The sequence below is a fragment of the Candidatus Planktophila sp. genome (genome assembly GCF_044232745.1).
Lineage (GTDB): Bacteria > Actinomycetota > Actinomycetes > Nanopelagicales > Nanopelagicaceae > Planktophila.
The window spans coordinates 293,922-311,690 of record NZ_JBIILI010000001.1 but is presented as its reverse complement, the minus strand read 5'-3'; the positions used below and the strand labels follow the sequence as shown (position 1 = coordinate 311,690).

21 protein-coding genes and 1 rRNA gene are annotated in these 17,769 nt (G+C 46.8%); 20 read left to right on the top strand and 2 right to left on the bottom strand.

Features of this window, described 5'->3' with window-relative positions; translation table 11 throughout:
- The 11 genes from rrf to AC9UGD_RS01580 form a co-directional block, all read left to right on the top strand.
- A 5S ribosomal RNA gene (rrf, locus tag AC9UGD_RS01630) occupies positions 1–77 on the top strand; the annotation flags it as partial.
- A gap of 100 nt (positions 78–177) precedes the next feature.
- Positions 178–1,125, top strand: coding sequence for a hypothetical protein (locus AC9UGD_RS01625; protein WP_509568568.1), 948 nt, complete (start codon positions 178–180; stop codon positions 1,123–1,125).
- Positions 1,126–1,208: 83 nt separating this feature from the next.
- Positions 1,209–1,568: a single-stranded DNA-binding protein gene (locus AC9UGD_RS01620; protein WP_509568566.1), complete on the top strand. Its 360-nt coding sequence runs from the start codon at positions 1,209–1,211 to the stop codon at positions 1,566–1,568.
- A 13-nt stretch (positions 1,569–1,581) separates the two neighbouring features.
- Positions 1,582–1,926 carry a hypothetical protein gene (locus AC9UGD_RS01615; RefSeq protein ID WP_509568563.1) on the top strand — a complete coding sequence of 115 codons (345 nt, stop codon included), beginning with the start codon at positions 1,582–1,584 and terminating at the stop codon, positions 1,924–1,926.
- Positions 1,927–2,085, top strand: a complete 159-nt coding sequence (locus AC9UGD_RS01610) for a hypothetical protein (protein ID WP_509568560.1) — start codon at positions 1,927–1,929, stop codon at positions 2,083–2,085. It begins immediately after the preceding gene.
- A 7-nt stretch (positions 2,086–2,092) separates the two neighbouring features.
- On the top strand, positions 2,093–2,881 hold the full coding sequence (locus tag AC9UGD_RS01605; RefSeq protein WP_509568557.1) for a TlyA family RNA methyltransferase: 789 nt from the start codon (positions 2,093–2,095) through the stop codon (positions 2,879–2,881).
- Positions 2,881–3,729, top strand: a complete 849-nt coding sequence (locus AC9UGD_RS01600; protein WP_509568604.1) for an NAD kinase — start codon at positions 2,881–2,883, stop codon at positions 3,727–3,729. The genes AC9UGD_RS01605 and AC9UGD_RS01600 overlap by 1 nt, the downstream gene beginning before the upstream one ends.
- Complete coding sequence (gene recN / locus AC9UGD_RS01595; protein WP_509568554.1) at positions 3,722–5,422, top strand: DNA repair protein RecN; 1,701 nt, start codon at positions 3,722–3,724, stop codon at positions 5,420–5,422. Before AC9UGD_RS01600 ends, recN begins: the two co-directional genes overlap by 8 nt.
- Positions 5,423–5,457: 35 nt before the next feature.
- Positions 5,458–7,089 carry a CTP synthase gene (gene pyrG / locus AC9UGD_RS01590; protein ID WP_509568552.1) on the top strand — a complete coding sequence of 544 codons (1,632 nt, stop codon included), beginning with the start codon at positions 5,458–5,460 and terminating at the stop codon, positions 7,087–7,089.
- Between the two features lie 2 nt (positions 7,090–7,091).
- Positions 7,092–8,189, top strand: coding sequence for an alanine dehydrogenase (ald, locus tag AC9UGD_RS01585; protein ID WP_509568549.1), 1,098 nt, complete (start codon positions 7,092–7,094; stop codon positions 8,187–8,189).
- Positions 8,164–9,090: a site-specific tyrosine recombinase gene (locus tag AC9UGD_RS01580; RefSeq protein WP_509568547.1), complete on the top strand. Its 927-nt coding sequence runs from the start codon at positions 8,164–8,166 to the stop codon at positions 9,088–9,090. The genes ald and AC9UGD_RS01580 overlap by 26 nt, the downstream gene beginning before the upstream one ends.
- A 3-nt stretch (positions 9,091–9,093) precedes the next feature.
- Here AC9UGD_RS01580 and AC9UGD_RS01575 read toward each other — a convergent pair whose 3' ends face one another.
- Positions 9,094–9,510 carry a hypothetical protein gene (locus tag AC9UGD_RS01575; RefSeq protein WP_509568544.1) on the bottom strand — a complete coding sequence of 139 codons (417 nt, stop codon included), beginning with the start codon at positions 9,508–9,510 and terminating at the stop codon, positions 9,094–9,096.
- Positions 9,507–10,391 carry a ParA family protein gene (locus tag AC9UGD_RS01570; protein ID WP_509568541.1) on the bottom strand — a complete coding sequence of 295 codons (885 nt, stop codon included), beginning with the start codon at positions 10,389–10,391 and terminating at the stop codon, positions 9,507–9,509. Before AC9UGD_RS01570 ends, AC9UGD_RS01575 begins: the two co-directional genes overlap by 4 nt.
- An 84-nt stretch (positions 10,392–10,475) precedes the next feature.
- On the opposite strand from AC9UGD_RS01570, the gene AC9UGD_RS01565 reads away from it, so the two are divergent.
- From AC9UGD_RS01565 to AC9UGD_RS01525, 9 genes are all read left to right on the top strand, one after another.
- Positions 10,476–11,366 carry a segregation and condensation protein A gene (locus AC9UGD_RS01565; protein WP_509568538.1) on the top strand — a complete coding sequence of 297 codons (891 nt, stop codon included), beginning with the start codon at positions 10,476–10,478 and terminating at the stop codon, positions 11,364–11,366.
- A complete protein-coding gene (scpB, locus tag AC9UGD_RS01560; protein ID WP_509568535.1) occupies positions 11,359–11,910 on the top strand; it encodes an SMC-Scp complex subunit ScpB in 552 nt (183 codons plus the stop codon). The genes AC9UGD_RS01565 and scpB overlap by 8 nt, the downstream gene beginning before the upstream one ends.
- A 42-nt stretch (positions 11,911–11,952) precedes the next feature.
- A complete protein-coding gene (locus tag AC9UGD_RS01555) occupies positions 11,953–12,666 on the top strand; it encodes a pseudouridine synthase (RefSeq protein WP_509568532.1) in 714 nt (237 codons plus the stop codon).
- Between the two features lie 270 nt (positions 12,667–12,936).
- Positions 12,937–13,299 carry a chorismate mutase gene (gene aroH / locus AC9UGD_RS01550; RefSeq protein ID WP_509568528.1) on the top strand — a complete coding sequence of 121 codons (363 nt, stop codon included), beginning with the start codon at positions 12,937–12,939 and terminating at the stop codon, positions 13,297–13,299.
- On the top strand, positions 13,299–14,351 hold the full coding sequence (locus tag AC9UGD_RS01545) for a prephenate dehydrogenase (RefSeq protein WP_509568525.1): 1,053 nt from the start codon (positions 13,299–13,301) through the stop codon (positions 14,349–14,351). Before aroH ends, AC9UGD_RS01545 begins: the two co-directional genes overlap by 1 nt.
- A 15-nt stretch (positions 14,352–14,366) precedes the next feature.
- The gene (der, locus tag AC9UGD_RS01540) at positions 14,367–16,328 is read left to right on the top strand and encodes a ribosome biogenesis GTPase Der (protein WP_509568522.1); all 1,962 of its coding nucleotides are present in this window, start codon (positions 14,367–14,369) and stop codon (positions 16,326–16,328) included.
- A complete protein-coding gene (locus AC9UGD_RS01535) occupies positions 16,325–16,900 on the top strand; it encodes a CDP-alcohol phosphatidyltransferase family protein (RefSeq protein ID WP_509568519.1) in 576 nt (191 codons plus the stop codon). Before der ends, AC9UGD_RS01535 begins: the two co-directional genes overlap by 4 nt.
- Positions 16,881–17,255: a glycine cleavage system protein GcvH gene (gene gcvH, locus AC9UGD_RS01530; protein WP_509568516.1), complete on the top strand. Its 375-nt coding sequence runs from the start codon at positions 16,881–16,883 to the stop codon at positions 17,253–17,255. Before AC9UGD_RS01535 ends, gcvH begins: the two co-directional genes overlap by 20 nt.
- A gap of 58 nt (positions 17,256–17,313) precedes the next feature.
- Positions 17,314–17,766, top strand: a complete 453-nt coding sequence (locus tag AC9UGD_RS01525; protein WP_509568513.1) for an FHA domain-containing protein — start codon at positions 17,314–17,316, stop codon at positions 17,764–17,766.
- Positions 17,767–17,769: the final 3 nt, after the last annotated feature.

Below are 17,769 nucleotides of genomic sequence, written 5' to 3'. Positions count from 1 at the left end.
CGAACCCGGAAGTTAAGCCTCTCAGCGTCGATGGTACTGCAAGGGTGACCTTGTGGGAGAGTAGAACGTCGCCGGACTTCTTTTATAAAAAGGGGCGCTTTAACGAGCGCCCCTTTTTTATTTCTCTCTGTTTTAATTCCCTTTGGAAAATGTCATACTGTTAAAAAATTAAAAAGCGTGAAGGAGTTAGAAACGATGGAAGATAGAGAACAGCGCCCGTCGCGTCCTTCACGTCCCGTAAATAATCTAAAGCCAGGAGAGCGTCCAGCTCGTTCTGGTGAGCGTCGTCCATCTGGAGATGCACCTCGCAAGCCGTCGGGCCCAAATTCTCAACGCAGACGTGAAGATTTGCCAGCGCGCGGTGGCTCAACAAACCGTGCAGGAGCTCCGCGGCAAACACGTGATGGCTCTGATCCTCGTGGTGCACGTCCTGCACCAATGGATCGCGATCAATCGCGTTTGCGTCCGCGAATTTTTGAACCAGATATTCCTGAAGATGTTACTGGTGAAGAGTTAGAAAAATCTGTTCGAGCTGAGTTGTTAAGTTTGTCGGCAGAGAACGCAAAAGTTGTTGCACGTCATTTAGTGTGTATAAATTTATATCAAGACACCGATCCACAGTTAGCTCATAAGCACGGAATCGCAGCTGCGCACCATGCTGGACGCCTTGCCGTTGTTCGCGAATCTGCTGGATATGCGGCTTATCGCGCTGGTCATTTCGAAATCGCACTTAAAGAATTGCGCGCAGCACATCGAATATCAGGAGATGTTTCATCTCTTCCGGTTATGGCAGATTGTGAACGTGGTCTTGGGAACCCTCTAAAAGCATTGAGTTTGGCTGGTTCTCCAGAGGTAAAGCGATTAGCAAAGCCAGAAGAGATTGAAATGCGAATCGTTGCAGCGGGAGCTCGTCGGGATTTAGGCGAGTTAGAAGCAGCGGTCGTAACTCTGACATGCAAAGAGTTGAACAATGAAACAGATGAGTGGGCTTTACGTCTTCGCTATGCATATGCAGACGCATTAAGTGCTGCAGGTCGCAAAGACGAGGCGCGGGAATGGTTTGGTAAATGCGCCGATTTAGATGAGGACGAGTTTACCGACGCCGCTGAACGCGCTGCTCAATAGTTACCCACATCTAGTTAACTTCCGATTCAATCTGTCGGACATGCACTAAATCATCTGAACTCCACTACAACAATGGAGGAATCATGGTCGCAAAGGTCAGTGCCAAAAAAGCTAGCAGTAAGAAAATTGCGGAAGTCGAAGAAGATTACTCACTCAATGATGTTCTACTTCGAGGGCGCGTATCTCAGGAAGCTGTAGAAAAGGAACTTCCTAGCGGGGACAAGGTGGTTGAGTTTCGCTTAATCGTTTCTCGAGATAAACAACCAGGTGTAGATACCCTTGATATTGGGGCATGGAGTGCAAAGTCACGTCGGGCTGCGTTATCCCTTGCTGCTGATGAGTGGATCGAGATTTCAGGCTCAATTCATCGTCGCTTTTGGAGCGGACCTTCAGGGCTTGCAAGTCGTTGGCAGGTTGAAGCACTGGAGATTTCACGAATTTAGGTAGGCTTATGGCATGAGTAAAAACGGTGACTTTTTTTCAACATTGAAATCTTTTGCCAACAATGTTCATCTTGGAGACAAGAGCGCGACAGAAGTTGCAGACTCCGTCAATGCCTGGCTCAAGGAAGGTGGCGAAGCGCTCAAAGTAAAAATTGAAGATGAGGTCGAGCGCTCAGTATCGAAGATGGGTTTTGTTAAGCGTGGAGAGTTTGAAGCGCTTAAGCAAGAGGTTGCCTCATTAAAAAAGGGAACAACAGCTAAAAAGAGTTCAAAGAAAAGCACGGTAAAAAAGAGCGCAGTAAAGAAATCGGTAAAGAAAACAGCTAAGAAAGCTGCCGTTAAGAAAGTAGCCAAATAAATGGAAAATGATAATCCAGTGCAAGGCGAGTCTTTAGTAGAAGAGCTCCGAAATGAATTGCAAGAAATAGATGCAATGGAAGTCGGCGATCATGCACAACGTTTTGAAGCTTTACACCAGCGCCTCAATCAAGCATTGTCTTCTATCGACGGTCTTTAATATCTAAATGAAAACACGTTTGGATGCTGAGTTAGTTCGACGAGAACTGGCGCGTTCGCGTGATCAAGCTGCGGACTTAATTGAAAAGCGTTCAGTGCTGGTTAATGGAATCCCAGCAACAAAGCCGGCAACCCAAGTTGATGCCGAAACATCAATTGTTATCGCGGGGGACCGGGATGATTTTGTTTCGCGTGGAGGGCACAAACTAGATGGTGCATTAACTGCATTTACTGGTGTGGTCGTGGATGGAAAGCGTTGCTTAGATGCAGGCGCATCCACGGGTGGATTTACCGATGTTTTATTGCGCCGCAACGCCGGCCATGTTGTGGCAGTTGATGTCGGATATGGACAACTGGCTTGGGGGCTTCGACAAGATGAGCGCGTCACTGTTTTAGATCGAACAAATATTCGCCACCTAACGGGCGATATGGTCGGTGAGGCAATCGATCTTGTAGTCGCGGATCTCTCTTTCATTTCGCTAACTCTTGTACTACCCGCTTTAGCGGCAGTTTCTAAAGCAGAAGCTGATTTTGTGTTAATGGTTAAACCCCAGTTTGAGGTTGGCCGTGAAAAGTTAGGCGCTGGTGGCGTTGTACGTGATCCAGCCTTACGCAAAGCAGCCGTGATCGAAGTTGCTGAATCAGCCTACGATGTCGGATTGGGCACCTTAGGAATATCGGCTAGCCCTCTACCCGGACCTGCTGGCAACGTCGAGTATTTCTTATGGTTGCGCAGAGGTGCACCAGAAATTGATCATGAAATGTTGGATCAAGCTATAGCGATTGGACCCCAGTGATGCGCAACTTATTGATCGTATGTAATCCAGCTCGAGTTGACGCCGTTGTTGCTGCGGTTGAACTGCAGCAAAATCTGGCATCAACATTTGGGATTTATACAATTTCAGATGTTGAAATTCCCGGCATCATTAAGTCCTCGTTGGCAGATCTTCCACCACTTGAAGTAGCGGTTGTACTCGGTGGCGATGGAACAATGCTTCGTGCCGCAGAGGTAGCTCAAGAGCGAGATATTCCATTGCTCGGCGTGAATTTGGGGCATGTTGGCTTTTTGTCAGAAGTTGAGCGATCAAAGATTTCAGATGTTATCAAGGCATTAGTGAATAAGACCTATGTGATTGATCCTCGTATTACCTTGGGTTACACGGTAGAACGAGATGGAAATATTGTTGCATCTGGTTGGGCGCTTAACGAGGTTACTGTTGAACGCGAGAAAGCGACAATGGTTGAACTCTTTTTGGAGATAGATAGCCGTCCTATTTCTCGGTGGGGCTGTGATGGCCTTATTTGCTCCACTCCAACAGGATCTACTGCCTATGCATTTTCTGCGGGCGGTCCAATTGTTTGGCCTGAGGTAGATGCACTTGTTGTTTTGCCAATATCTGCGCACGCATTGTTTTCGCGTCCACTTGTAATCTCTCCGCAATCAAAGATAGCGGTGGTGATTGAATCTTCTGAAGCATTTTTATCCGCCGATGCTTTGCGTAAATTCCCGTTACTGCGTGGCGATCGAGTATTAGTCACAAAGAATCCACCAATCATCAAACTAGCTCACCTCAAAAACACACTTTTTAGCGATCGTTTAGTGGCAAAATTCAAACTTCCCGTTGAAGGATGGCGTGGTGAGTGAACGAACTTTTCTAGAAGAAATCACTATTCGCTCGATCGGTGTTATTGATCAATCAACGTTAGAAATTTCTAAGGGATTAACTGTGTTAACCGGTGAAACAGGAGCCGGCAAAACGATGATTCTAACCGCTTTAAACCTTATCTTGGGCGGAAAGGCCGATAGTGCATTGGTACGTAAGGGTTCAGAGAGATTAGTTGCTAGCGGTCGCTTCTCAATTCCGAAAACATCTGAGGACATCTTCGAAGAGGTTCTCGTTGAAGATGGAGAGTTGATTGTTACTCGTACGGTCGCCGCTGATGGAAAAAGCAAGGCAACAACAAATGGAGTTAGCGCAACGGCTAGCACTTTATCTGCTGTCGGAGAAAATTTAGTTGAGGTACACGGACAAGCAGCAAATCAAAACATTACGAAGAGTTCTAGACAACGCGAATTAGTTGATCGTTTTGGCAAAATCGACATTGGACCTTATCAATCAGCGCTGAGCAGCTATCACGATCTCAAGGATCGAATTAATTCTTTGAAAAAGAGCATCGCAGAAAAAGACAAGGAGTTATCCGCGTTAAGAGAGTTTGCAAACGCCTTTAAAAAGTTGAATCCATCAGCCGGTGAAATCACAGAAATAGATGTTGAGATTGCCCGCCTTTCGAGTGTCGAAGAGTTTCGCTTAGCGACAGCTCAGGCAACTTCGGCTATTGAGGATGAAGAGGCAGGATCCTTAACGTCGGTAGGCGTTGCGCGTCGTGCTCTCGAAGCGGCTAGAGGCAAAGACCCTCAATTAGAGGCCATCTATCAACAACTGAGCGAAAGTTTTTTCTTGCTAGATGACGCTCAAAGTGCACTGAATTCCTATCAAAGTAAGCTCGAGGCAGATCCTGTTCGTTTGGATTTCTTGCATGCTCGTAAGGCCGACATCAATTCATTAATCAAGAAGTTTGGTGGTGCTGGATCTCACGAATTGGAACTCATCGAGTTGTCTTTGAGGTATAAGAATTCTTCAGATGCGATTGCAGATCTTGAAGGGGGAGATCAACGATTGCAAGAACTTGAATCTCAATTATCTGCGCACAAGAAAATACTCCTCGTTGCCGCTAAAACCCTCTCTGATAATCGAACCAAAGCCGCTGCGAAACTATCTAGTTTAGTTACTGCAGAGATTCAACAGTTGTCGATGCCTCATGCATCCTTTGTTGCAAAGGTTGACACGGCTGATTATGCAGCGCCCAAGGAATCAGATTTTACTTCTCACGGTTGCGATGAAATAGCGATGTTTATTCAAGGACATAAAGACGCACCATTAGTTGCCTTGGCTAAAGGTGCATCTGGTGGAGAAATGTCACGTGTTATGTTGGCTTTGGAAGTTGTTATTGCCACAACGCATCCGATTGGTACATATGTTTTCGATGAAGTTGATGCTGGTGTTGGGGGAAAAGCCGCTATCGAAGTGGGCAAGCGTCTACATCAACTGGCTCAACATGCGCAGGTAATCGTGGTTACACATTTACCTCAAGTCGCAGCATGGGCCGATAGTCATTTTGTTGTTACCAAGAATAATGATGGCGTTGTCAGCCAAAGTGATGTCCGAAAAGTGACGGGCGAGGATCGCATCGAGGAGATAGCCCGCATGTTGGCCGGCCTTGAGAACTCATCTAGCGCCAGAGAGCACGCCACGGAGCTACTTTCTTTGAAGGTGTAAGTCAGCCGCGGTTTTAAATGATAGGTTCGACCTCCATGGGCCAAGCACATGTGACTAAACATTTATTTGTAACCGGCGGAGTCGCCTCAAGTTTGGGCAAAGGACTCACCGCCTCAAGCCTTGGACGATTATTAGTAGCTCGCGGTATCCGCGTAACAATGCAAAAACTTGATCCGTATCTCAATGTTGATCCTGGCACCATGAATCCATTTCAACATGGTGAAGTTTTCGTTACAGATGATGGCTCTGAAACAGATTTAGATATCGGTCACTACGAGCGGTTCTTGGATCGCAACCTTCATGGCTCTGCAAATGTCACGACTGGCCAGGTCTATTCACGCGTTATCGCACGTGAGCGCCGCGGAGAGTACTTAGGCGAAACTGTTCAAGTTATCCCACACATTACAAATGAAATTAAAGAACGCATTTTGGCGATGGCTGGTCCTGACATTGATTTAGTAATAACAGAAGTTGGCGGAACCGTTGGAGATATCGAATCTCAACCATTCCTCGAAGCGATCCGCCAGATTCGTCAAAATGTAGGACGAGATAACGTCTTCTATCTCCACGTTTCATTAGTGCCTTATATCGGCCCATCTGGTGAGTTAAAAACCAAACCAACTCAACACTCTGTTGCAGCGTTGCGCAGTATCGGCATAGCACCAGATGCAATTGTTTTACGATCTGATCGTGAAATTCCAGACGGTGTTAAGAAGAAGATTTCTTTAATGTGCGATGTTGATTCAGAAGCAGTCGTTGCAGCAGTTGATGCTCCGTCGATTTATGACATCCCCAAGGTGCTGCATAGCGAAGGCCTCGATGCATATGTTGTGAAGCGACTTGGCTTTGATTGCCATGATGTTGTCTGGGGCGATTGGGATGTTCTATTGGAAAAGGTGCATCATCCAAAGCATCACATCAAGGTCGGCCTAGTTGGAAAATACATCGATCTTCCTGATGCTTATCTTTCAGTTTCAGAGGCGTTGCGAGCAGGCGGTTTTGCTAATCTAGCGAAAATAGAAATTGTGTGGATAGCAAGTGATGAGTGTGAAACTGCTGAAGGTGCAAAAAAGTATTTACAAGGAGTAGATGCTATTTGCGTACCAGGTGGTTTTGGAATTAGAGGAATTGAAGGAAAAGTAGGCGCACTTAAATACGCACGTGAAAACAAAATTCCAACACTTGGTTTATGTCTAGGTTTGCAGTGCATGGTTATTGAAGCAGCACGTAACCTTGCTGGAATCAAAGATGCAATTTCGGCTGAATTTTCTGATTCTGGAACACCAGTAATCGCGACTATGGATAATCAGAAAGATGTTGTTTCTGGCAAAGGCGATATGGGCGGAACGATGCGTCTGGGTTTGTACACAGCGAATTTACTTGCGGGATCGGTTGTTGCTAATACATATGGAGCTACTGAGGTAGCCGAGCGTCACCGCCATCGTTATGAAGTGAATAATCAGTATCGCGATCAAATCTCGAACGCTGGCCTTGTTTTCTCTGGAATGTTTAAGGAACAAGACCTCGTGGAGTTTGTAGAACTTCCCAAAGAGGTGCATCCTTACTACGTAGGCACGCAAGCTCATCCTGAGCTTCGTTCTCGCCCAACGCGACCACACCCATTATTTATTGGTTTGATAGCAGCGGCGGTAGCAGCGAAAGGCTAATCATGCTCGTTGGTGTTCCGAAAGAAATTAAAGTTCACGAATCACGAGTCGCTATTACCCCAGAAGGTGTATCAGAGTTTGTACATGCTGGCCACACCGTCATAATTCAAGATGGTGCAGGAACTGCGTCAGCAATCACTAATGAAGATTTCATTCAAGCAGGCGCGATAATTGTTGAAACCGCTGATGAAGTATGGTCGAAAGCCGAATTGATTCTTAAAGTCAAAGAGCCTATTGAGGCTGAGTATTCAAAACTTCGCAAAGAACAAATACTTTTCACATACCTGCACTTAGCTGCCTCTAAAGCATGCACAGATGCTTTAATCGCAGCCGGAACAACTGCAATTGCCTACGAAACTGTCGAAGTTAATGGCACCTTGCCCTTGCTTGCACCAATGAGTGAGGTTGCGGGACGTCTTGCTACCCAAGTCGGCGCAACGGCATTACAAAAACCTCATGGTGGTCGTGGAGTGTTACTTGGCGGAGTGCCCGGAGTAGCTCCAGGTCGCGTTGTTGTTATTGGTGGGGGAGTTGCGGGATTAAATGCAGCTGTTATCGCGCTAGGGATGGGTGCTGATGTCACAGTCTTTGATCGTTCAATTAGTCGATTGCAGTACATCGATACTGTTTATGGTGGTCGAATTAAAACTTTAGTGGCGTCCAAGCACGCTATTGAACGCGAAGTAAAACAGGCAGATCTAGTTATAGGTGCGGTGCTAGTTCATGGCGCAAAAGCGCCGAAGTTGGTATCCAACGCATTAGTCTCCCAAATGAAAAACGGATCGGTACTGGTAGATATTGCAATCGATCAAGGCGGATGCTTTGAAGATTCAAAGCCAACAACACATGCCGAGCCCACATTCACAGTGCATAACTCCATATTTTATTGTGTGGCCAACATGCCAGGTGCGGTACCTGTGGCATCAACGTATGCACTTACAAATGCAACCTTGCCGTATGCACTCGCCTTGGCTAATCATGGATGGAAAGTTGCTTGCGCCAAAGATCCCAACTTAGCCAAGGGATTGAATGTTCATGAAGGTAAAATTTATTTTTCGGCGGTAGCAGAAGCACATGGGTATTCAAGCGTTGAACTTTGATCTAGCCGCAACATCTTTTCTTAATCACTTACAAATTGAGAGAGGTTTAGCTGTTAATTCAATAGCTGCCTATCGTCGTGATCTAGGTAAGTTCGCAATTTATCTGGGCGAAAAATCCTTGACCGAAGTAGATTCTCAAACAATCAGTGGATTCGAAAGTTCATTACGGGAAGCCATGCTCTCGGTGGCTAGCATTAACCGAATTGATTCCACTTTGCGTTCATTTTTCAAACACCTACAGCTGGAGTATGGCTTAGCAGATCCGACCTTGGATATTGCGCCGAGCAAATCTGCCAGGCGTTTGCCTAAAGCGTTGACCATTGATCAAATAGTTTCGATGATCGATGCGGCTTATCGTGAAGGACAGCCGATTACGTTGCGCGATCAAGCAATGCTAGAACTTTTGTACAGTAGCGGCGCACGGGTAAGTGAATTGATTGGTATAAATCTGAATGACCTGAGTTCTATTGAAACAAATGATGGGTTTGTCACAACGCTAAAACTTCGCGGAAAAGGATCAAAGGAGCGGATTGTTCCTTTAGGTTCGTTTGCATCCAAAGCAATTGATAATTACATGACGAGGGTTAGACCAGACTTAGCACAAAAGAATGCGAATGCAACCTCGGCGCTGTTTCTTAACTCGCGTGGATCAAGAATTTCTCGACAATCAGCTTGGCAAATGGTCTTGGATGCCGCAAGTGCAGCAGGGGTAACCGAACATGTATCACCGCACGTTTTTAGACATTCGTACGCGACGCATTTGCTAGATGGTGGCGCGGATATTCGAGTGGTCCAAGAGCTCTTGGGTCATGCTTCGGTTACTACAACTCAGATTTACACCTTAATCACAATCGATAAAGTTCGCGAGAGCTATTCGATGGCTCATCCTCGAGCCAAATAAATATTAGAGACCGCGTAGGCGACGAGCCAAGATGCTTTGATCGCCCTTAGCTTCAAGATCGGCAATGATCACTGCAATTGATTCGCGAACAATGCGACCGCGGTCAACGGCAAGGCCCAAATCTCCACGTAACTGCAGGCGAGCTTGGTCAAGATCGAAGAGTTCATCAGGTGATAGGTAGACAGTAATTTTCTCATCATGACGTTCGCGACCTGAAGGGGAGCGATCAACGGTTGTAACGCGACGACGAGCAATTGTGCGAACACCCTTCTTGGAAGATGGTGCTTTAGGAGTTGCAATCGCTGGAGCTACTAGGGGAGCAACAACATCCTGAACTGACTGTGTTGGTACCGAAGTAAGTGCTGGTGCTGTTGAACGAAAGAGTTCGTCGGCACCTGGAAGGTTTGCTCTGCGTGTCATCGTGCGCCTCCTCTGGCGATAAGTTCTCGTGCTAAACGTCGATATGAAGCAGCTCCACCTGAAGATGTTGCATACGTAGTGATTGGTTCGCCGACTACAGTTGTTTCGGGAAAACGAATTGTCTTTGCAATAATGGTTTCAAATACATCCTCGGGGAACTGCTCAAGAATGCGCTCAAGAACCTGGCGATTATGTGAAGTTTTCTTGTCGTACATAGTTGCCAGAATTCCTATAAGTCGTAGATTTGGATTCAAGAAGTTTTTAACTTTATCCAAATTTCCTTTTAGTTCGATAAAACCATGTAATGCGAAGTACTCACATTGCATGGGAACAATAACTTCATCTGAAGCCACAAGAGCATTAATTGTCAATTGACCCATTGTTGGTTGGCAGTCGATCAGAATTACATCGTAATAATCACGAAGAGGTGCGAGTGCGCGCTTCAGATACTGCTGACCGCCAATTTCAGCGCCAAGGGTAGTTTCAGCGGTACCTAAGTCACGATTTGCCGGCATGAAATCCAACCCAGGAACTGAGGATTTCAAAACAATGTCATCAACATTTGCTGTGGGAGTCATTAATGCGTAATACACAGTTTGTTCTAATGGCAATGAGTGGGCGTTGACACCAAGACCTAAAGACAGACCACCTTGCGGATCAAAGTCGACCAATAAAACTCGTCGACCTAACTCAGATAGAGCCGCGCCTAAATTGATAGTGCTGGTTGTCTTTCCAACTCCACCTTTTTGATTGAAAATAGAAATAACTTTTGCACCGCCATGCTCTGTTAGAGCAGCAGGAGTAGGAAAATTCTGCGCCGCCTTGCCCAGCAAGGTAGATGTTGTTGCCACATCCTCCGCAATTGTCGATTTAGCGTTCAATCTTCAAACCTCTTTCCTGATATACGTGGAGCCTATGTGTTACACAGAAAACAGGCAAGCGTGAAGTAAGGTGCCTCCGTGGAGATGATTGAGAGCATTGCTGAGGAGATCTCAGTCGAAGCTGCGACCGATGTAAATGCTGCCTCAGCCGGGTTCTCAGTTCACCTGGCAAATTTTGATGGCCCTTTTGATCTGCTCCTTCAGCTGATTTCACGGCACAAAATGGATGTCACCGAGGTTTCATTGAGCATGGTGACTGATGAGTTCATCTCCTTTATCCGTGCCCTGGAGGCATCTGGGGAGGGTTGGGAGCTCGAACAAGCCACCGAATTCTTAGTTGTGGCTGCTACTTTGTTAGATCTGAAGGCAGCGCGTTTGCTGCCATCTGGAGATGTTGAGGATGAAGAGGATTTAGCCCTTCTTGAAGCCCGCGACCTCTTGTTTGCCCGCTTGCTTCAATACCGAGCATTCAAGGAGATTGCGGCAACCTTTAATGAACGAATCACCGCTGCGGACAAATCATTTGCCCGCGTTGTTGCCCTGGATCCTGCCCTAGCGGCTCTGTTGCCTGAGGTTTTGATCGGAGTGGGCGCAGCACGGTTTGCAGCGATAGCTGAGCGCGTGTTGACCCCCAAGGTAGCGCCTGTGGTGGCGATCCAACACCTCCACATGGCCCTTGTGAGCGTGGCTGAGGAGTCTCGTATGGTCGTGGAAGCACTTCGACACTCCAAGACCCTCAGTTTCAGAAATTTGATTTCAGATGCTGATAGCACCTTGGTAGTAGTGGCCCGCTTCTTGGCCTTACTTGATCTGTACCGTCAAGGAGTTCTGCGCTTTGACCAGGTAATCGCCCTTGGCGAACTACAAATCAGCTGGACCGGAAGCCTGGAGGGCGAGGTCGAGATCACCGATGAGTTTGATATACCCGTAGTTTTAGAGATGGAAGACTCGACAGAAAGTGGCCAAAATGTCTAATGTAGAAGTTGAACGTTCGATCGAAGCGATCCTGATGGTGGTGGATGAGCCGGTCACAGAGCTCATTTTGGCCCAGGTACTTGAACGTCCGATCGAAGAGATCGAAACCGCATTGCTAGCCCTGGAAGGAAGCTATGACGATCGTGGTTTCTCCTTGCGCAAGATCAATGGGGGATGGCGCTTTTATAGCCACCCCAATTACTCGGCCGTTGTCGAGAAATTTGTCCTTGATGGCCAGCAATCCAGGTTGACTCAAGCCGCCCTTGAAACTCTCTCAGTGATTGCCTACCGCCAGCCTGTTTCGCGCGCCAGAGTCTCAGCTATTAGAGGGGTAAATGTTGAAGCGGTCATGAAGACCCTCATCACCCGCGGTCTAGTTGAAGAATCCGGGGTAGAGCATGAGACAGGTGCGATTTTGTACAAGACGACCAGCTATTTTCTGGAGCGTCTTGGCTTAAACTCACTTGACGATCTGCCAGCGTTAGCTCCCTACCTGCCAGACCTTGATGGCCTGGATGAAATCCTCGATTCGCTAACTGACTAGTTTTTCCGCTACCCTTTCCTCCTGACTGTCGGGAGGATAGCCATGGCCCAAATGAGGCTTAACAAGATAATCGCTGATGCCGGTATTACTAGCCGTCGCGGAGCGGATGAATTAATCGAAGATGGCCGAGTTGCCGTCAATGGAATCATTGTTCGTGAGATGGGAAGCAAATTTGACCCCGAAATAGATAAAGTCATGGTTGATGGTGAGACAATTACTCGAACTTTGACTAAGTCTTATCTTGCACTTCATAAACCAAAGGGTGTTCTGTCAACGATGTTTGACCCAGAAGGACGACCCTCCTTAGATGATTTTATAGACCTGCGCAGAGAGCGTTTATTCCATGTTGGGCGGCTAGACAAAGACTCTGAGGGCCTTATTTTGCTGACAAATGATGGCGATTTAACCTTTAGGGCAACCCATCCATCCTTTGGTCTGGAAAAGACCTACATCATTGAGTTTGATGGAATCTTGCCGACGGGTGTCGACAAGGTGCTTTTGAAGGGCGTCGAACTAGAAGATGGAATGGGTCGTGTTTTGAGCTTCAAACAGCTGTCGCCTCGGTGGATTGAAGTCTCGATCCATGAAGGTCGATATCACATAATTCGTCGCTTAATGGAAGCGGTGGGGGTTGATGTTCTCAGACTGATCCGCACCAAGTTCGGGCCGATATCCTTGGGTGACACCCCCGAGGGTCGTTGGCGAGACCTCAATGATGGAGAGTTAATGAATCTACGTAAGGCTTTAGATCTTTAACCCTTTTGCTATAAATAGACAATACGGGCAATAACTGTTTATAGATATATAGATAATTATTGATTTTAGTATCGTTTTATCGATATAAAGCGCGCTCAAAAAGGGTAACTGGTACCGATATATCGATATTGTGGTAATTCCGAGTTATTCTTTTTGCTCGGGGTTGTGAGGAAGAAAATATCGTAAAAGGGTCTAATTGCTTAAAGGTTTTATCGACAAAGTATTATTTAAATGCTCCCTAAAAACGGTTAGGAAAGGTACCCTTATCCCATGGGATTACGTGCAATTCGTGGAGCTATCCAGGTTCCGGCCAACACCGCTGGGGATATTGCCTCGGGAGTTCAAGAGCTGATCGCCGCGATTTTGAAGGCCAACGAGCTCATACCTTCTGATGTCATTTCAGTATTTTTCACCAGCACAGTAGATCTAGATGCCGCTTTTCCAGCCGCGGCCTGTCGTGAAATGGGCTTTGCAAACGTACCCCTGATTGGATCTGTAGAAGTAGCTGTTCCGGGGGCACTTGATAGAACTGTACGGGCGATGCTTCATGTTGAGACAGACCGCACGCCAGAACAGATCACGCACATATATCTGCATGGAGCTGTCTCTTTGCGCCGAGATATTGCTCAATAATGTTGCACAAGGTACGAATAGTAGGTTCAGGCCTGATAGGAACATCCATCGGTTTGGGCTTAGTTCAACGAGGAATTGCTGTCGAGATGATTGACCTGGATCTTTCGGCGCAAGCTTTGGCTCAGGACCTAGTAGGCGGATCAGAAGTTACCAATCCAGAGCTGGTGGTCCTAGCTGTTCCTACTTCAGCTCTAAGCCAGGTCATTAAGGCGGAACTTTCTATAAACCCACACTCGACGTTTATGGATGTTGGTAGCGTAAAGACTGAAGTTGAACAAGAGGTTAAGACATTTACAGGCCTTACGACACGTTTTATGCCCACTCATCCCATGGCGGGCCGTGAAATAGGCGGTGCAGGCTCTGCAAGGGCCGATCTATTCCAAGGACGCAGTTGGATACTTACGCCTGATAATGATTGCCGTCAAGAATCAAAAGATTTAGTCCTCGAACTGATCTCAACCTTAGGCGCGACCCCTATTGAACTGTCGGCGGCCGATCATGACGCAGCGGTAGCAAGGATTTCGCACCTACCTCAAATTGCGGCCTCACTTGTTGCTAAACAGCTGACTGGCTCTCCCGATGAGTGGATGGAGTTAGCGGGACAAGGGTTGCGAGACACCACACGCATTGCAGGCTCTGACGAACAGTTATGGAAAGGGATTATCCATAGCAATCGCGCAGAGATTTCTAAATTGCTAATAAGTCTACAAAACGACCTAACACAGATGATTGCCGCCTTAGATGATCCCGCCACAATCGCAGCTTTAATCGCTGCGGGCAGATCCGGCAGAGCCATGATCCCGGGCAAGCACGGCGGAAAAGCACGTGAGTACAGTTTTTTACCGATCGTAATCGATGACAAACCAGGACAACTTGGTGCGATCTTTAATGAATGTGCAGCAATGCATGTCAACGTTGAAGATTTGAATATTGAGCATTCTCCTGGACAGTTAAGCGCCTTGATTACATTGTCATTATCAGCACCTGATGCAGAGAAATTATCTGATCACTTGACCTCGATCGGATGGAATGTTCATCCGATTCGTAAATAGAAGTAGGCTCAGTACATGGGCATAATCGTAGCTATTGATGGCCCAAGTGGCGCAGGTAAATCAAGTACAGCTAAAGCCATTGCAGTTCGTGCTGGATGGAATTATTTAGACACAGGCGCTTTGTATCGCGCAGTTACGTGGCTTGCGTTAGAACATAAGTGCGAAGAAGCATTTTCGATTTTACAAGCAATCAAGGATCATCCGATTACTTTCGACGCCGATCCGCAATCACCGAATGTGTTTGCCGGTGAAACACAAATCACTCACGCTATCCGTGGAACATCTGTCACTGAAAATGTTTCACGCATTAGTGCGATTCCGGAAATCCGACATGAGTTGATGAAGTTGCAACATCACATTATTGATTCAGCAGAACGAGGCATAGTTGTTGAAGGACGCGACATAGGAACCGTAGTTGCACCTGAAGCGGGATTGAAAATTTACTTAACGGCAGATCTTGATGCACGAACTGTGCGACGCGAAAATGAAACTGACGATAAGAGTATTGATGTGAAAACATCATTGAATAGCCGTGATGCAGTTGATTCAACGCGCACAGTCTCGCCTCTTGCAATGGCTGCAGATGCCGTTGAAGTTGATTCAACTTATTTGGATTTAGATGAAACCATCGAACGAATATGGGAGCTACTAAAGAAGCGTAATCTGCTGGGTTTACCGATCGTCGCAATCCTGGGTCGTCCGAACGTTGGTAAATCAACCTTGATCAATCGTTTTTTAGGTCGTCGCGAAGCAATCGTTGAAGACACTCCTGGTGTTACTCGCGATCGTGTTCAATACGAATGCGAGTGGGGCGGACGCCGTTTCATCATTATGGATACGGGCGGTTGGGAATCAAAACCTGATGGAATTTCAGTACAGGTAAGTGCAGGATCAGAACTGGCGATGCAAGAGGCCGATGTTCTTGCCTTTGTAGTTGACGCCCAGGTTGGTGCACTCGATGAAGATGACACTTTGGTTCAACATCTACGTAAAGCGAAAAAGCCAACGATCTTGATTGGTAACAAGGTTGATGGCGAACGTGAAGAAGCCGAAGCTCACGGTCTGTGGAGTCTTGGTTTAGGTGAACCACGATTCGTTTCTGCATTACACGGTCGAGGCAGCGGTGACTTACTAGATCACATTGTTGCGGTGCTACCTGAAGTAGGGCGCGCTCAAAATCAAGATGGTTACCGCAAGGTGGCCCTGATTGGCCGACCAAATGTTGGAAAGTCTTCATTATTTAATGCGATCGCTGGAGAATCTTTATCGATTGTTGATGACGCCGCTGGCACAACGCGCGATCCAGTTGACTCATTGCTTTCATTCGGTGGATCAACATGGAGATTTATCGATACTGCAGGATTAAAGAAACGCGCTAATCAAGATTCTGGAACTGATTACTACGCGTCTCTTCGAACTGCGACTGCGCTTGAACGATGTGAAGTTGCAGTTGTTGTCCTAGATGCATCAGAGCCAATAACAGAACAAGATTTACGTGTAATCACCATGGTCGAAGAAGCAGGAAAAGCTATGGTGATCGTGATGAACAAATGGGATTTAGTAGATGAAGACCGCCGTAATCAACTAGACCGCGAAATTGATCGCCATCTTGATCAGGTCGAATGGGCGCAGCGCGTAAATATCGCTGCAAAAACTGGTTGGCACCGCGACCGTCTAGCGCCAGCTCTTCGCACCGCTTTAGATAGTTGGGAACGCCGTGTTCCAACAGCCAAACTCAACTCATTTTTGGGTGCGCTTATTGGCGCAACACCACCGCCTGTACGAGGTGGAAAGCAGCCGAAGGTGTACTACGCCACCCAGGCCGGTATTGCACCGCCTAAGTTTGTGGTGTTCTCTAGTGGCTGGATCGAGGCTTCCTATCGACGCTTCATCGAGCGTCGTTTACGTGAAGAGTTCAAGTTTCCTGGCACCCCAGTTCAGGTGGCGGTACGAGTTAAGGAGCGCGATAAGGAATGAGTAGTTCAGTGATTAGCGTTCCTAACGCTCTCACCTTCCTACGTTTCCTAGGCATTCCGCTTTTCATTTACTTAACCCTCAATCTAGAAGCAGATGGTTGGGCGATTGTTGTCTTGACCGTCGGGGGAGCAACTGATTATTTCGATGGAAAGATCGCAAGAGCGTGGAATCAAACCTCTCGCTTTGGAGAATTGGCAGATCCTGCTATTGATCGCCTTTATATCCTCGCAATCCTTGTCGTATTTTTAATCAGGGACATCATCCCAACGTGGATGATTTTTATTATCGTTGGCCGCGATATTGTTTTGGGAGTTCTCACTCTTGTCATGAATCGCAAAGGAATTGCGCCATTCACCGTTACCTACCTAGGCAAAGCTGCCACATTTAACTTGATGTACGCCTTTCCGTTTTTACTATTAGCCCAATCCGACGGAGCACTGGGAACAATAGCCTTTGTGCTGGGGTGGAGTTTTGCCATCTGGGGGATAGCCCTCTACATTTCGACAGGTATTAGTTACGCGCGCCAAGGCATTTGGCAGATAAGAGGGACACATGTCATCGATTCCAAATGAGTTGTCATACACCAAGGAACATGAGTGGGTTTCAGCAGTTGATGCAACATTTACCATGGGTATCACTGATTACGCGCAAGCAGCTTTAGGCGACATTGTTTACGTTCAACTTCCAAAAGTTGGCGAATCAGTAGTTGCGGGAAAAGTGTGTGGCGAAGTTGAATCCACGAAAAGTGTTTCCGATATTTACGCTCCAGTCACCGGAACAATTGTCGCGATCAACGATTCCCTATCTAATTCGCCAGAAACAATCAACTCGGATCCATACGGCGCGGGTTGGCTTGCGAAAATTGAGGTTTCTGCAGCACCTTCTGACCTGCTCACAGCTGCCCAATACGCAGAAATTACCGCTTGACCTTATTCCGCTAACTCTCTAGTGTCACCCTTAAGTTGACGGTGAGGAGGTAGAGACAATGGCTGCAGAACAATCGCAGAATGAGTTAACTACCACTCTGCATTTAGGAGTACGTGAAGTTAGCAATTCCCCTGCTAACTATTTGCAAGAGCAGTTGGCATTACTGTCTACTGAAGATCGGGCAGTGGTTTCAGAGATCCAAAGCTCTCAGGGCAAAAAAGCGATGATTCTGATTACACGCGGCTCGCATAAAGGTTCTCGTTTTCTAATAACCGCCGAAGGTGCATCGATAGGTAGAACTGCTGAAAGCGCGATTTTCTTGGACGATGTAACTGTTTCTAGAACCCACGCAACAGTTCAAAAAAATGGTAAAGATTTTGTTTTAAAAGATGCAGGTTCTCTTAATGGAACCTACATCAACAATGTTTCAATCTCGGAGCACGCACTTGTTTCAGGTGATGAGTTCCAGATCGGCAAGTTCCATTTACTTTTTATTGGTTCGAATAAGTAAGTC

Coding starts and splice junctions, on each gene's coding strand:
- gcvH (WP_509568516.1), top strand. CDS start 16,881: ATGTCATCGATTCCAAATGAGTTGTCATACACCAAGGAACATGAGTGG.
- AC9UGD_RS01535 (WP_509568519.1), top strand. CDS start 16,325: ATGAGTAGTTCAGTGATTAGCGTTCCTAACGCTCTCACCTTCCTACGT.
- AC9UGD_RS01545 (WP_509568525.1), top strand. CDS start 13,299: ATGTTGCACAAGGTACGAATAGTAGGTTCAGGCCTGATAGGAACATCC.
- AC9UGD_RS01580 (WP_509568547.1), top strand. CDS start 8,164: ATGGGTATTCAAGCGTTGAACTTTGATCTAGCCGCAACATCTTTTCTT.
- AC9UGD_RS01605 (WP_509568557.1), top strand. CDS start 2,093: ATGAAAACACGTTTGGATGCTGAGTTAGTTCGACGAGAACTGGCGCGT.
- der (WP_509568522.1), top strand. CDS start 14,367: ATGGGCATAATCGTAGCTATTGATGGCCCAAGTGGCGCAGGTAAATCA.
- AC9UGD_RS01525 (WP_509568513.1), top strand. CDS start 17,314: ATGGCTGCAGAACAATCGCAGAATGAGTTAACTACCACTCTGCATTTA.
- AC9UGD_RS01600 (WP_509568604.1), top strand. CDS start 2,881: ATGCGCAACTTATTGATCGTATGTAATCCAGCTCGAGTTGACGCCGTT.
- AC9UGD_RS01615 (WP_509568563.1), top strand. CDS start 1,582: ATGAGTAAAAACGGTGACTTTTTTTCAACATTGAAATCTTTTGCCAAC.
- AC9UGD_RS01555 (WP_509568532.1), top strand. CDS start 11,953: ATGGCCCAAATGAGGCTTAACAAGATAATCGCTGATGCCGGTATTACT.
- AC9UGD_RS01575 (WP_509568544.1), bottom strand. CDS start 9,510: ATGACACGCAGAGCAAACCTTCCAGGTGCCGACGAACTCTTTCGTTCA.
- ald (WP_509568549.1), top strand. CDS start 7,092: ATGCTCGTTGGTGTTCCGAAAGAAATTAAAGTTCACGAATCACGAGTC.
- AC9UGD_RS01565 (WP_509568538.1), top strand. CDS start 10,476: ATGATTGAGAGCATTGCTGAGGAGATCTCAGTCGAAGCTGCGACCGAT.
- pyrG (WP_509568552.1), top strand. CDS start 5,458: ATGGGCCAAGCACATGTGACTAAACATTTATTTGTAACCGGCGGAGTC.
- AC9UGD_RS01620 (WP_509568566.1), top strand. CDS start 1,209: ATGGTCGCAAAGGTCAGTGCCAAAAAAGCTAGCAGTAAGAAAATTGCG.
- aroH (WP_509568528.1), top strand. CDS start 12,937: ATGGGATTACGTGCAATTCGTGGAGCTATCCAGGTTCCGGCCAACACC.
- AC9UGD_RS01610 (WP_509568560.1), top strand. CDS start 1,927: ATGGAAAATGATAATCCAGTGCAAGGCGAGTCTTTAGTAGAAGAGCTC.
- scpB (WP_509568535.1), top strand. CDS start 11,359: ATGTCTAATGTAGAAGTTGAACGTTCGATCGAAGCGATCCTGATGGTG.